General features: G+C 65.9%; 13 protein-coding genes. 8 read left to right on the forward strand and 5 right to left on the reverse strand.

Going from position 1 to position 12,629, the window contains the following annotated elements:
- Positions 1-224 precede the first annotated feature (224 nt).
- On the reverse strand, positions 225-1,469 hold the full coding sequence (locus IPG14_RS14130; RefSeq protein ID WP_343392234.1) for an AAA family ATPase: 1,245 nt from the start codon (positions 1,467-1,469) through the stop codon (positions 225-227).
- 217 nt (positions 1,470-1,686) lie between these two features.
- Here IPG14_RS14130 and IPG14_RS14135 point away from each other — a divergent pair, with 217 nt between their 5' ends.
- Both IPG14_RS14135 and IPG14_RS14140 read left to right on the forward strand, forming a co-directional pair.
- Positions 1,687-2,772 carry an acyltransferase gene (locus IPG14_RS14135; RefSeq protein WP_343392235.1) on the forward strand — a complete coding sequence of 362 codons (1,086 nt, stop codon included), beginning with the start codon at positions 1,687-1,689 and terminating at the stop codon, positions 2,770-2,772.
- Positions 2,773-2,832: 60 nt separating this feature from the next.
- A complete protein-coding gene (locus tag IPG14_RS14140; protein ID WP_343392236.1) occupies positions 2,833-3,747 on the forward strand; it encodes an MBL fold metallo-hydrolase in 915 nt (304 codons plus the stop codon).
- Between the two features lie 45 nt (positions 3,748-3,792).
- Here IPG14_RS14140 and IPG14_RS14145 read toward each other — a convergent pair whose 3' ends face one another.
- Positions 3,793-4,746, reverse strand: coding sequence for an LLM class F420-dependent oxidoreductase (locus tag IPG14_RS14145; RefSeq protein WP_343392237.1), 954 nt, complete (start codon positions 4,744-4,746; stop codon positions 3,793-3,795).
- Between the two features lie 344 nt (positions 4,747-5,090).
- Here IPG14_RS14145 and IPG14_RS14150 point away from each other — a divergent pair, with 344 nt between their 5' ends.
- Complete coding sequence (locus tag IPG14_RS14150; protein ID WP_343392238.1) at positions 5,091-5,798, forward strand: hypothetical protein; 708 nt, start codon at positions 5,091-5,093, stop codon at positions 5,796-5,798.
- Positions 5,799-5,870: 72 nt separating this feature from the next.
- Here IPG14_RS14150 and IPG14_RS14155 read toward each other — a convergent pair whose 3' ends face one another.
- Positions 5,871-6,350: a glutathione peroxidase gene (locus tag IPG14_RS14155; protein WP_343392239.1), complete on the reverse strand. Its 480-nt coding sequence runs from the start codon at positions 6,348-6,350 to the stop codon at positions 5,871-5,873.
- A gap of 106 nt (positions 6,351-6,456) precedes the next feature.
- Between IPG14_RS14155 and IPG14_RS14160 the strand changes: the two genes are divergently transcribed.
- Both IPG14_RS14160 and IPG14_RS14165 read left to right on the forward strand, forming a co-directional pair.
- A complete protein-coding gene (locus tag IPG14_RS14160) occupies positions 6,457-7,689 on the forward strand; it encodes an FAD-dependent monooxygenase (RefSeq protein WP_343392240.1) in 1,233 nt (410 codons plus the stop codon).
- A 40-nt stretch (positions 7,690-7,729) separates the two neighbouring features.
- Positions 7,730-8,374, forward strand: a complete 645-nt coding sequence (locus tag IPG14_RS14165; protein ID WP_343392241.1) for a methyltransferase domain-containing protein — start codon at positions 7,730-7,732, stop codon at positions 8,372-8,374.
- A 96-nt stretch (positions 8,375-8,470) separates the two neighbouring features.
- On the opposite strand, the gene IPG14_RS14170 is transcribed toward IPG14_RS14165, so the two are convergent.
- Both IPG14_RS14170 and IPG14_RS14175 read right to left on the reverse strand, forming a co-directional pair.
- A complete protein-coding gene (locus IPG14_RS14170; protein WP_343392242.1) occupies positions 8,471-8,857 on the reverse strand; it encodes a hypothetical protein in 387 nt (128 codons plus the stop codon).
- A gap of 44 nt (positions 8,858-8,901) precedes the next feature.
- Complete coding sequence (locus IPG14_RS14175) at positions 8,902-9,288, reverse strand: hypothetical protein (RefSeq protein WP_343392243.1); 387 nt, start codon at positions 9,286-9,288, stop codon at positions 8,902-8,904.
- Positions 9,289-9,524: 236 nt separating this feature from the next.
- Here IPG14_RS14175 and nhaA point away from each other — a divergent pair, with 236 nt between their 5' ends.
- Genes nhaA through IPG14_RS14190 form a run of 3 tightly spaced genes read left to right on the forward strand, consistent with a single transcriptional unit; the run spans position 9,525 to position 12,595 of the window.
- Positions 9,525-10,877 carry a Na+/H+ antiporter NhaA gene (gene nhaA / locus IPG14_RS14180; protein WP_343386200.1) on the forward strand — a complete coding sequence of 451 codons (1,353 nt, stop codon included), beginning with the start codon at positions 9,525-9,527 and terminating at the stop codon, positions 10,875-10,877.
- Positions 10,878-10,932: 55 nt separating this feature from the next.
- The gene (menA, locus tag IPG14_RS14185; RefSeq protein ID WP_343392244.1) at positions 10,933-11,829 is read left to right on the forward strand and encodes a 1,4-dihydroxy-2-naphthoate octaprenyltransferase; all 897 of its coding nucleotides are present in this window, start codon (positions 10,933-10,935) and stop codon (positions 11,827-11,829) included.
- A 37-nt stretch (positions 11,830-11,866) separates the two neighbouring features.
- Complete coding sequence (locus IPG14_RS14190; protein WP_343392245.1) at positions 11,867-12,595, forward strand: hypothetical protein; 729 nt, start codon at positions 11,867-11,869, stop codon at positions 12,593-12,595.
- The last annotated feature ends 34 nt before the right edge of the window (positions 12,596-12,629 follow it).

The following is a 12,629-nucleotide window of genomic DNA, read 5'->3' on the forward strand; positions in this document are numbered from 1 at the left end:
CTCAACGGTGTTGGTGTTCAGGAAAAACACCGGGGCGCAGTGTTCCGTGCTCTGCCGGTCGATGGGGAGATGGACTGAAGTTGAACAAGCAAGCGGCGAGTGGGCACGGCGTTGGCGCAGCGGGCTGCGTACGGCCCGCCCCGGACGGGAGACCCAACGAGGCCCCCGGTGCTCAGTTCCGGGGGCCTTGCTGGAGAGGTAACCAGGAGAGGAGAGTCCCTCGCTTAGACCGCCACGTCTTCGCGAGTGGAATTTGCGACTGCAGGCTTACGCGAGCCGAACACCTTGAAGAAACGGCCGCGGACCGGGTCCATCTGGACGGGGGCGAAGGTGAACCCGCCAAGGTCGCCGGCGAGTTGGCCGAGGGCCAGCGCCGCCGGCGTCCGCGGTGTGTACCGCACGACCGGGATGCCGGCCTGGGAAGCCTTGCGAACATTCCGGTCAAACGGGACCTCGTAATCGACCGGGTGGCTGATGGCGTACTCGACGTCGGCCTTGGAGGGAGCACCTGCGACATCGTGGCCGTGAATCAGCGTGACCACGACCTCACTGGCGGAGCGCCCTTTCAGGCCGAGGTGCTCGATCAGGAGCGAAGTGTTTTTCAGGCTGGTCAGGTCGGTACTGGTGACCACCACGACGCGGTCGGCGAGTTCGGTGGCAGCACCAACGACATCATTGAAAGTGCCCGGCGTATCCAGGATCACGACATCGAACATACCCGCGGCGAAGCGGACCATCTCCTGCAGTTGCTCGGTCGAGCAGTTCAGCCAGCTCCGGTAGTCCCGCGGCGCGGGCAGGACGAAGGCGCCTGATTCGTGCCGAAGAAGGATGGAGCGGAAGGCATCCCGGTCCAGGTAGGTCGCGTCGCGCGCAATCTCCGAAACGGTGTAGTCGGGCTTAACGTCCATCATCACGGCGACATCGCCGAAGCGCGTGTCGAGGTCGATGAGCAGTACGGTGTTGCTCCCCTCGGCGGCGATGGCGGCGGCGAGGTTCGTGCTCGTCGTGGTCTTGCCGATCCCGCCCTTCTGGCCGACGACGGCGATGACGCGGCCGCTATCTTGGGCGTCGGATGCGGGCGCATACACGACCGCCCCCTTGCGCCGGGCGCGTTCGGCGATGTTGTTCATCTGTTCGCGGCTGATCTTGCCGTGGAGAAAGTCGTTTACGCCCGACTGCATGAGGCGGCGCTCTACGGTTGGCGACCACGAACCGGAGTAGGCGACGATCATCGCACCCGGCACCTGGGCCCGGGCGAAATCGACGACCTGCATCGCGCGCTGTATCGGCTGTTCGATGGCGACGAAGATCAGTTGGGGTTGCATTTCCTGGATCGCCTGCTGGGCAGCGATGCCGTGAGGCCGCTCCGCGGTCACCGAAATCCCGGAAGCAGCGAGTTTCGCCCGCATCAGATCACGTACGTGAGAGTCACTCTCGATAAGCATTGCAGAGGGTGCTGCGGCACTCATTGGTCACCTTCCGTATCCCGTTGTTCACCCGCTCGTCCATCGCATGTTCACCGCCGGTACACGGCTTGGGAACCCCTTTTGGGCCCCGTGAATGAGTTCTGATGAAGTTCCAATCGGGCGGTCACCGGGTGTCCACGTGATGTCCACCAGCCCCCTGGCAAGTGCGAGCCAGCCTCGGCCCGCGACGCAGAACACCGCCCCGGCCATACTCGAATCAGTGGAACGAGCACGCGGGCGGGCCTACCTCGCCGAATTCGACCTGCTGAGGGGCGCCGCGATCACCGCGGTGGTGTACCTGCACGCCTACTTCACACCGTGGCCGGAAGCCTCCGGCGGCGGAATCGCTGGCCTCCGGGCCGCTCACCTGGTGGCACATGGCGCCGTCCCGCTCTTCCTCTTCATTGCCGCATACCTCCAGGGAACGGGGCCTCGCGAAGGGGTCTCCGGGCACCTTCGCCATCGCTGGCGGACGATATGGCTCCCGGTGATCGCCTGGTCCGGAGCGACTTTTGCGTACCGGGTCGTGGACGAGGGGCTCAGCGCGGCGCTCTGGCGCGACCTTGCACTCGCCGACATCTCTGGCCAGTTCTATTTCGCCTGGCTGCTCCTGGCCTTCGGCGTGCTGCTCAGCCAGGGCTGGCGAGTCCCTGACCGCTGGTTATGGCCGCTCGCCGGGATCGCCTTCGCCGTCAACTTCGCAACCATCGGCTGGTACGAACAGCACGGCGCCATCTCCGGGCTCTTCGCTACACTCGCCTACCGCAACCCACTGGCGTGGGCCTTCTTCCCGGTGGTTGGCTACGCCCTGGGCCGAAAACGCATGCCCGAACCCCCCGTTACGTGGACCATCGCGGCGCTCGCCGTCATGAGCGGGGCGGCTGCGGTCCATCTGATTCGCGGCGTCGCGGCGGGGACCTGGCCCGTGAGCTACTTCGGCGTCACGGTGTTCCTCTTCTCGGCAGCCTCGCTCTTTGTCTACCCGCGGGCGGCCAGAGCCCTACTCAGCCTGCGCCCGATCGCCAATCCACTCGTGTGGCTCTCTGCCTATGCGTTCCCCATCTACCTGGTCCACCTTCCGTTCGTGATCGGCTTCGGGACGCGCGAGGTGCTGGGGAAGGGCGAGGACTGGACCAATTACTGGCTCCTCCTCCACGCCAACGCGGCCGTCGGCCTATTCGGCTCGCTGGCGTTCGTCCTCGCGGTCGAGCGGACAAGTCCGTGGCTCGCGAGGCGCGTCCTCGGGCTGCGCCGCCTGCGCCCCGCCAGGCCCGAGGCGACCGGCGAGCGACTCGCACCGCGGTAGCTCAGCGCGCGTGCGGGCCGCGACAGGTTGCCGTACCATCCCGCCGGCGGGGGTGCCGGTATGGAAATCAGGCTCGATTGGCTCGGTTGCGCAACGTTCAGGCTGACCCTGGGCGAGACGGTGGTCTTCCTCGACGCCTACATGGACCGCGTACCGACGGCGCCGAAGATCGGGCTCTCCGCGAAGGACGTGAGACGGGCGGACTTCGTCCTGGTGGGCCACGCGCACTTTGACCACATCGCAGGGGCCGAGCTCATTGCGAAGAACACGGGCGCACGGATCATCGGTTCCCACGAAAGCTGCCGTGTCATGCGGGAGCAAGACGTGGCGGCCAATCAGCTCCTCCCCTCACAAGGAGGCGAGCGCCACCGCCTCGCAGCGGATGTGACCGTCCGGGTGTTCCCTTCCCTGCATTCCTGTACGTGGACTACGGGTTCGCTTTCCGCCATGGAAGCCTCGACCGGTGACCTCGGCCTCTGCGAGGACGAACGGGCCGGAGTGGCGGCCCGCCAGGGACTCGGCTCGACCATCGGCCGCCGCGCCGAAACGGGCGACAGCGCCGCGAACGACCTGAGGGCCCACCTGGCAACGGCTGTCGGGAGCGGCCAGACGGGTGGACCCCTGGCTTACCTGATCGAGACGCCGCAGGGTTCGATCTTCTGGCAGGACACCTCTGGCTGCTGGACCGGCGTGCTGCGAGAACTCCGGCCCGACGTGGCGATCCTGGCGGCGGCCGGCCGGGGGAACCTCGACGGCGAACCGATCCAGGGTTCCCTTGCCGATTTCATCCGGATCGAAGCGGAACTGCTGCAGCCACGGACGATCGTGCTGGGCCACCACGACAACTGGATGCCCCCGGTTACACCCGAGGGTGGCACGGACGTTTCGCCCATTCGGACCGCGCTGGCCGGGTCTTTGCCGGCGGCGAAGCTGCTCGAGCCGGGCTACATGGACGGGACGCTGCTCCTCGGCTGAAGTCAGCAGTCCGAACGCCACGCCTGCCCGCCTCGGTCCTGGTTCTTACAGGTTCGCGACTGCCGGAACAACCTCCGCCGCCAGGAACTCCGGCACCGCGTCGTCATCGAAGTTGAAGTGTTGGAACTGGATTTCCTGCATACCGAGCGCGGCGTACCTGGCGCAGGCGTCGACCACTTCCGCCTTCCCGCCGACGATCATGCCGCGCCTCTTGAGTGTCTCGCGGTAGTCCGCGGGGGCCGTCCCCGCGGGCGCGCCCCACATGCCCATCATCCGCTCGGTGGCGCGGTCCAGTGCCGCCGGGTCTGGACCGATGACGGCGAAGGTCATCATCGAGCGGGCGATGGTCGCGGGGTCCCGCCCAACGGCCGCGCAATGCCCCTCAAGCACCTTCACTTTGGCGCCGTACGCTTCGGGCGGGACGTTCACTGCGTTCCACTCATCCGCGTACTTCGCCACCAACCGCAACGTGCGCTTTTCTCCGCTACCCCCGATCAGGATCGGCGGCCTGCCGCTGGCCGGCTTCGGGATGCAGTCGGCGCCGTTCAGCTGGTAGTGCTTCCCCGAGAAAGTCGCGGGACCGGGCGCCCAGAGCGCCTTGATGACCTGGATCGCCTCATCCAGCCGGTCAAAACGTTCTCTTACGGCGGGGAACGGAATGCCATAGGCCAGGTGTTCGGCCTCGTTCCAGCCTGCACCCAGGCCCATCACGAAGCGTCCGCCGCTGAGATGGTCGAGCTGCGCCGCCATCCGTCCGACATCGACCGGGGAACGAAAGGTCACCGGCGAAACCAGCGGACCAAACCGAATCCGTGAGGTCTCCCGAGCGGCAACGGCGAACGACAGGTATGCCTCGAGTGAATCTTGCTGGGGGCCGATGAAGTAATGATCCGAGCGCATGACCGTGGGAAAGCCAAGTCGCTCGGCCAGCTTCAGGATGTGGATCCAACGCTCCCAGGTCAGCCCGTTCTGGCCTTCTACCATCAGTCCGATACGCATGGCATCCCTCCGGCGCGCAATTGCGCGGTCGTGGAGTGTACCGAATCATGCGCCGTGCCGCAGTGAATAACGACATCGAAGCCGTCGATTCAATCCGGCCGAAATTGCCCGTCCGGACGCCGATGACAGGCCCACATGGGCCGTTGCGGAGTGCTCCGGATGCCCTTTACTGCGGAAGACACAACGAAAGAGTCCGGAGGAGAATCTCTATTGCAGGTAACGACTCACCTCTGAAGCGGACCACCCTTTCGACCACCGTGCTGTCCAAGACGATCAGCCTTTCCGGCAGACATGCCGGACAAAAAAACAGCACCACACAAAGAGCTCATTTCGAGGGAAACAGAATGACTCGCAAGCAACTCGATCTCGTATTTTCCGGCGGAGCGGCAGTCCTCGCCGTCATCATGCTGATTCTCGGGTTCGTTCTCGCCGACCAGAACGCCTTCGCGAAAGACTATGTGAAAGGCGAACTCGCGGCTCAGAGGATCACCTTCGCAACGGAGGAAGACCTCGCCGCGGATGCGAAGGCCAACCCGGACAACCCGGTCGGAACCTGGAAGGAAGGCTCCAAATGCCTGACTGAATACGCGGGCAAGGCCCTGGAGACGGGCAAGCAGGCCGAGTGCTACGGCAAGTACTACATCGGCATGCACATGGCTCGCTCGGCCAAGAACCAGAAGTTCAGCGCTCCGATTGAGGTCACCCTCGCCGGGACCAAGCAGACGCTCACCACCATGGAGGGCCAGACCTACGCCACCATCGGCACGATCCGGACGGCCCTCGCCGCCGACCAGAAGGCCCTTGCCGACAAGGGCGACAAGACTGCAGCCGACGCCCGCCAGAAGGACGTGGATGCAGCGGCCAGCCTCCGCACCACGATGCAGACCGGGGAAACCCTCAAGGGCCTGCTTCTGACCACCTACGGGTTCAGCATCTTCGGAGAGAAGGCCGGCCTGGCGGCGGGCGTCGCCTACGCTGCTGCCGCAGTCGTCTTCGTCGTCGCCGCTGCTGGCTTCGTCCACGCATTCGCCTGGTCGAAGAAGACCGCCTGACCACCGCCCCAGCTCAATCACATCGAAGGGCCGGCCCGAAAGGACCGGCCCTTCTCTTTCTCTTCGCCGCTTCTATTCCTCGAGAAGAGCCTCGATGGCGGCGCTGACCTCCGGATCTTCTGGCTTCGTCTGCGGGCCGATCTTCCTCACCACATCGCCGCTCTTGTTCAGCAGGTACTTCTGGAAGTTCCAGAGCACGTCGCCGCCGATCGGCTCGGGCATGGTGGTGATCTCCCGGTAGAGCGGGTGCATCGCCTCGCCCTTGACCGAGATCTTGGAGAAGAGCGGGAACGTCACGCCGAAGTTCAGTTCGCAGAACTGGCCGATCTCTTCGTCGGTGCCCGGTTCCTGGCCCATGAAGTCGTTCGCGGGAAAGCCGAGGATCACGAGGCCCTTCTGTCCGTACCGGTCGTAGAGGGCCTGGAGGCCCTTGTACTGCGGCGTCAGGCCGCACTTGCTCGCCACGTTCACGAGCATGACGACTTTCCCCTTGTAGAGGGATAGGTCCTCTTCTGAACCGTCCAGCCGAGTCATCGTTCGTTCCAGGACCATCCCATCACCCCTGAGGTTTCGCCGGATCCTAAAGCATTGGGGGCGGGCCCCGCCGGTTGCACCGCATGTGTTCCGTCTGCGTTGCCCTGCCGCTACCATCCGCGCCATGGCCGAACAGTACGACGCAGTCATCGTTGGCGGCGGTATCGCCGGGAGCGGGCTGGGAACCGTCCTCGCCCGTGCCGGCAAGTCCGTCCTGACACTCGAAAAGACACTCGCTTTCGAGGACATCGTCCGGGGCGAATGGATCGCCCCCTGGGGAGTGGTCGAGGCGATGCGCACAGGGCTCTACGACGTGCTCCGCGGCGCGAACGACTACCACATTCCCCGCCACATCGAGTACGGGGACGGCCTGGACCCTGCTACCGGTGAATCGCGGGCACTCCTGCTCGCGCTCCTCCCCGGAGTGGCCGGCCCGCTCTCGGTCGGCCACCCGCAGGCCTGCCAGGCCCTTTTCGACGCTGCGACCGCCGCAGGCGTCTCCGCACGGCGGGGCGTCTCCGGCATCACCGTCGCGGGCGGGCCGGCGCCAAGCGTCCGGTACACGATGGACGGGACCACGCACGAAGCTCAGGCCAGGCTCATTATCGGCGCGGACGGCCGCGGGTCAGTCGTCCGCAGGCAGGCCGGCATCGCACTTCACCAGGAGAAGACTCACCACTACTTCGCCGGCATGCTCGTCGAAGGCGCCGACGGCTGGCCCATCGATGTCGAGACGATGGGGACGGAAGGCGATGTCCAGTTCTTCGTGTTCCCCCAGGCGCCCGGGCGGTTGCGGCTCTATCTCAGCTTCGCGCTCGAACAGAAGAGCCGCTTCGCCGGACACGACAAAGAGCAGCGATTCCTCGATTCCTTCCGGCTCTCGACGGTGCCAAACAGCGAGGCGATCGCCGGGGCGCGTATCGCCGGACCGTGCCACGCAGTCCCGAACCAGAGCAGCTGGACCGATTCGCCAACCGCCCCGGGGATCGTCCTCCTCGGCGACGCTGCCGGATACAACGACCCGATTACCGGGCAGGGCCTCGCCGTCACGCTGCGCGACGTCCGGATCGTCAGCGAGCTGCTCCTCGGGGCCGCGGAGTGGAACGCGGAGCTGTTCGCACCGTACGCCGAAGAGCGAAGAGAACGCATGCGCCGCCTCCGGATGGCCGCAGCGATGGACTCCATTGTCCATGCGGAGTTCGGCCCGGAGGCGACGGCCCGCAAGATGCGCGTCATCACCCAGGCCGCGGGCGATCCCGCCATCGGCATGGCGAGGGTGTCGGCCATGGTCGGGCCTGAGCTGCTTCCCGCCGAAGCCTTCAGTGATGATGCCCTCGAGGCGGTACGAAACGCCTGACCTGTGCCGCCCCGCCCAACCGGGAGATAATGGCCGGACGATGCAGGACAGCTCGATGCGGCCCGCAAGCCTCACCCATGTCGTTGTCGACCTCGGCTGCGGCCTGCGCAAGCGACCCGGGGCCATCGGTCTCGACATCGCACGCGTGCCGGGAGTCGATGTCATCGCCAACGTCATGCGGCCGCTTCCGCTGCGCGACAACTCTGCCGACGAGGTCCAGGCCTCGCACATCGTCGAGCACGTGGATGACCTGATGGCCTTCATGGGCGAAATCTGGCGCATCTGCAAGCCGGGCGCACTCGTCTACCTGCGATTTCCCCATGGCACTTCGAAGTACGTCACGTGGAAGGACCCGACCCACAAGCGCGGCGTCTTCCTTGGGACGTTCGAGTATTTCGACCCCAACACCTTCGATGGCGCGTTCTGGGGTTACTACCACCCGGCGAGGTTCGAGACCGTGAAACGCCGGATCAACTTCAACATGAACGCCGATACCTGGCAGCCGAAGCGCGGCCGCCGCATCCTCGGCTCCATCTTCGACCGGATCGCGAACCGGAATGAGCGCTGGCAGTACTACTGCGAGCGCTTTTGGGGCCACTGGGTGGGCATGGAGGAAGGCCACCTCTGGCTGCGTGCGCTGAAGCCAGGACCGGCATCCGCCGCCGACCAGAAGGGGACCGCATAGGCTTCCGCCGACCGGGTCTCTGCGCCAGTGCGACCTCACTTACGACGCGCCCGACCTCGCAGTTCTCACGCCGCTTCCGTACCAACTACCCGGCGACTACCCGGCGACCGCGAGGCCCAGGAAGAGCAACGAAAACCCTGCCGCGAGCATGGTGAGGCCCGTGCGCAGCGTCCTGCGTGAGTCTCGCGCGAAGTGCTCGTCGCCAAGCGACTGGCGCAGCAGCATCTCCTGGTGACGGGTGTGGATGTAAGTCAGGCCCGTGTCGCCGCCGAACCCGTGTCCTGTGATTGGCAGCACCCCGATGAGGATGGGGCCGGCAACCATGCAGATTGCCCCGGCGATGAGCGTGAGCATTGCGACTGCCGTCCGCGTGAATTCGCCAAGAAGCGCCGCGAGAAGGACGGCCGCCAACAGAGCTGCCGCATCGACCAGGAGGACGGTGACAAAAAAACGCCGGATTGCTGCGATGGAGCTTCCGCCCATGGGATCGAGTATAGGGCGCGTTGGAACTGCAAGGTGGCGACAGGTCAGGCCGCGCGCGTGAACCAGCCCCATGTCGAGGAGGCGTCGCCGCCGCTGCCCGTGTCGCGGAGGGGGAGCCAGAGAGGCGAGAGCACGTTGTCGAGCCGGGTTGGCGCTTTGGCATCCGGGCGGGTCGTCTGCCACGTCGCCTCGGCCGGCGCGGCTGCGGGTGCTTCGGTCACTACCGGGAGTGTCGCCGGCGCGGGCGCCGGGCTGTCTGCCCTTTCGGCGCGGACGCGCAGGCCCCAGGCCTTGAGCGCCTCGGTGATGATTTCGAGTGATGCCGGCTGGTCCAGGTACACCACATTGCGCGAATCGCGGGACACAAAGGTCACCGCCCGCTGGGACGGTTCCAGGTCGCTCGAACGTGGGACGGCTTTCAAATGGCTCATCTTCGTACTTGGGAATTCGTCGGCCTTTGGCGCCGGAACAGCGGGCAATCCCTCGAATTTGGTAACCGCTCCGTAAACTCTGCGGCAGACGACGCTCCAGATTCGAATTCGCAGGCCTGCGATGGCAAAGACGCCGCAATCGAGTACCAGTTTGGGGCCTGAAAGTGGACAAGTGGGACAGGCCCGCGCGAGGAGGGAATGACGCACACTCTGGCCCCGCGTGGTTGAATAGGCGGGTGAGTTCCAACGCTCGCCGGCCCGTGGCCGAAGCCGGCCGCAAATTCGTCCGCGAACGCTTCATCCGGCCGGTCGCCGTGTTCGTCGATACCGAGGCGTCGGGCGGCATCGTCTTGCTTGCCGCTGCCTTTGCCGCGCTCATCTGGGCCAACTCCCCCTGGGATGAGCGCTATTTCGATCTCTGGCACGCCCACCTTTCGCTGGACCTCAACCTGGTTCGGTTCGATCAGAGCCTTGGCCATGCGGTGAACGACGGCCTGATGGCCGTTTTCTTCTTCGTGGTCGGGCTCGAGATCAAGCGCGAACTCGTGCACGGCGAACTCGCCACGGTCCGCAAGGCCGCGCTCCCGGCGGCCGCGGCCTTCGGCGGAATGCTCGTGCCTGCCCTCTTCTATACCGCCTTCAACTTTGGCGGGGATGGGGCGAAGGGTTGGGGAATCCCGGTGGCGACGGACATCGCGTTTGCCATGGGTGTCCTGGCCCTCCTCGGCCGGCGGGCGCCATTCTCCCTGAAGGTCTTCCTCCTCGCCCTCGCGATCGTCGATGACCTCGGCGCGATCGTGGTTATCGCCCTCTTCTACACGGAGAGCATCTCTTTCGAAGCCGTCGCCTGGGCGATCGCAATCGGCGGACTCATTTTCGCGCTGGGCAAGGCCGGCGTGCGTTCGGTCGATGTCTATGTCGCGCTGGGTATCGTCTTCTGGGCGGCCGTCTTCAAGACCGGCGTCCACGCGACGATCGCGGGTGTCCTCCTCGCAATGATGACGCCCTCGCGGCCGTACCTGACCCCCGAAGCGTTCGATGCCAGCGCCGAGGAGTTGCTCACGGCCTACCGCCAGGCGCGGGCGCACGGTGACACCGAGGCGCAGCAACAGATCCTTCGGCAGGTCGAGGCGCTGAGCCGTGACACCGAGTCGCCGCTCGACCGGCTCGAGCACACCCTTCACCCATGGGTCAGCTACCTCATCGTCCCGGTGTTCGCCCTGGCGAACGCGGGAGTCGCCCTCTCCGGCGACCTCCTTGGCGATGCAGCCGCAAGCTCCGTTAGCCTGGGGATCCTCCTCGGGCTCGTGGTCGGGAAACCGATCGGGATCCTCATCGCTTGCTTCCTCGCCATCCGCTTCGGTATCGCCGAACTCCCATCGAACACCGGCTACCGGCATATGGCCGGGGCCGGTCTGCTGGCCGGCATCGGCTTCACCGTTTCGCTCTTCATCACCGGGCTGGCTTTCGATTCTCCGGTACTCGTCGACGAAGCGAAGGTCGGCATCCTGGCCGCCTCGACCGTTGCGGGTATCATCGGCTTCGTCTACCTCTGGGTCCTCCCGGGGGAACCGCCCGAACGCGCTTAATCGCGCCTGCGGCGCTCACTTCCGCAGCGCGCCGGCACGCTCTACGCTTCGGCGCGTGACTTCCGCGAAGACGTGGTTCCAGGCTTCACGGCCTTTCTCATTTACCGCTGCCGTCGTCCCATCGCTCGTGGGGTCGTTGCTCAGCGCCGACCAGACGTTTTCATTATGGAAAGCAGTCCTGGCGATCCTCGGCTCGGTCTTCTTCCTCGCAGGCACGAACTTCGTCAACGACTTCTATGACCACCGGAAAGGCGCCGATGGCCCCGAGTCTCTTGGTATGGCCGGGTTCATCCAACGGGGACTGCTTTCGCCGAAGTCGGTCCTGGTGGCCGGGTTCGCCTGTTTCGCTGCAGGCGCCGGGATCGGCATTGTCCTTTGCCTTGCCTCAGGATGGGAGTTGTTCTTCATCGGCGTGGCCAGTGCCCTCGCAGGCTTCCTCTACACCGGCTGGCCGCTGCACCTGGCCTACATCGGCCTGGGCGAGATCGTGGTCTTCTTTTTCATGGGGCCGATCATCGTGATGGGCGCTTCCTTCGTCCAGGTCGAGGAGTTCACGTGGCAGGCTTTCGCGGCCTCGCTGCCGATCGCCTTCCTCGTCGCAGCGATCCTCCATGCCAACAACCTGCGGGATATCGAGGTCGACCGGAAAGCGCAGAAGCGGACGGTCGCTACCGTCATCGGCCGAAAGTGGGCGAACCGCGAGATGTACCTCCTTCTCGGGCTGACGTACGTTGCGCTGGTCGGCGCGTGGGCCGTGGGGGCGCTCCCCTGGCCTGCGCTCGTCGCTCTCGCGAGTCTGCCCCTGGTGCGGCCCATAGCGGCCATCGTGCACGCCGGCGGAAACCCGAAGAAGCTCAACCTCGTCCTCTACAAGACGGCCCAACTCCACATGCGCTTTGGGGCCCTCATGGCCGCCGGCCTCGGGCTCAACTGGCTCATCGAGAGTCTCTGAGTCTCCGTGGTTGGTGTTTCCTGCCGATGATCACGGTGTGATTAGCAAAGGCCTCTGGGCGCTCGTACTGGTGGCCTTCCTCGGGACGGCGCGTTGCTACAACGCCGACCTCGCCGGGGCGGTGGGCGGCCTGCCGATCGTCGGGGCAATCGTGCAACCACCGCAGGCGCCGCCCGAATACGTGAAGGCGATCGGCACCCCCGCGCCGGCGGTCCTGCCTGAAACCGACTACGCGACGTGGTTCCCGGCCGAAGCGCCCACCGATCCCTACAGCACTACCGTCTGGAAAGCCGTCCTGCAGTTCGTCAGCGCGACCGGGACACGTGCCGGCTGGGCCGAGGCCTGCAAGGCGGTCTCGACTGTCGCCGGGACTGACCGCGCGGCGAATCCCCGCCTCGGCGCCATCGCCTGCAGCGGCGACGCCACCGTAACCGAGATGCAGCAGTTCGCACTCCATCTCCTGGGCGCGCAGGCCAGTGTGGCGCTCTGGATCGAAGGCGAACCGAACGGCAGCACCGGTGCTATCCAGGCACGCCAGGCCGAGGTCCGCGTCCTCTGTGCCACCGGCGTCGTTTCCCGCCAGGGCGCTGCCACGCCGTGGGCAGAGGCCTGCGCGAAAGCGATGGACGCCGCCTACCTGGCCGGTGACGGCCCGGCGACCTTCGACGCACTGGCCAGCGCATACCTGCTCGCTGCCAGCGAGATCGCCCGGCTCGACCCCGAGATCGACGCCGAACCCGGGACGTTCGTCACCCCGGCGCCGTAATTCGTCGCACCGCCGGATGCCGGACCCTGGTCGC

The organism is Candidatus Amarobacter glycogenicus, from assembly GCF_016704105.1.
Classification (GTDB): Bacteria; Chloroflexota; Dehalococcoidia; order Tepidiformales; family Tepidiformaceae; genus Amarobacter; species Amarobacter glycogenicus.

What these genes read in the sequence shown, in the direction of transcription:
- IPG14_RS14130 (WP_343392234.1), bottom strand. Translation starts at nt 1,469, where the DNA reads ATGAGTGCCGCAGCACCCTCTGCAATGCTTATCGAGAGTGACTCTCAC.
- IPG14_RS14140 (WP_343392236.1), top strand. Translation starts at nt 2,833, where the DNA reads ATGGAAATCAGGCTCGATTGGCTCGGTTGCGCAACGTTCAGGCTGACC.
- IPG14_RS14145 (WP_343392237.1), bottom strand. Translation starts at nt 4,746, where the DNA reads ATGCGTATCGGACTGATGGTAGAAGGCCAGAACGGGCTGACCTGGGAG.
- IPG14_RS14150 (WP_343392238.1), top strand. Translation starts at nt 5,091, where the DNA reads ATGACTCGCAAGCAACTCGATCTCGTATTTTCCGGCGGAGCGGCAGTC.
- IPG14_RS14155 (WP_343392239.1), bottom strand. Translation starts at nt 6,350, where the DNA reads ATGGTCCTGGAACGAACGATGACTCGGCTGGACGGTTCAGAAGAGGAC.
- IPG14_RS14160 (WP_343392240.1), top strand. Translation starts at nt 6,457, where the DNA reads ATGGCCGAACAGTACGACGCAGTCATCGTTGGCGGCGGTATCGCCGGG.
- IPG14_RS14165 (WP_343392241.1), top strand. Translation starts at nt 7,730, where the DNA reads ATGCAGGACAGCTCGATGCGGCCCGCAAGCCTCACCCATGTCGTTGTC.
- IPG14_RS14170 (WP_343392242.1), bottom strand. Translation starts at nt 8,857, where the DNA reads ATGGGCGGAAGCTCCATCGCAGCAATCCGGCGTTTTTTTGTCACCGTC.
- IPG14_RS14175 (WP_343392243.1), bottom strand. Translation starts at nt 9,288, where the DNA reads ATGAGCCATTTGAAAGCCGTCCCACGTTCGAGCGACCTGGAACCGTCC.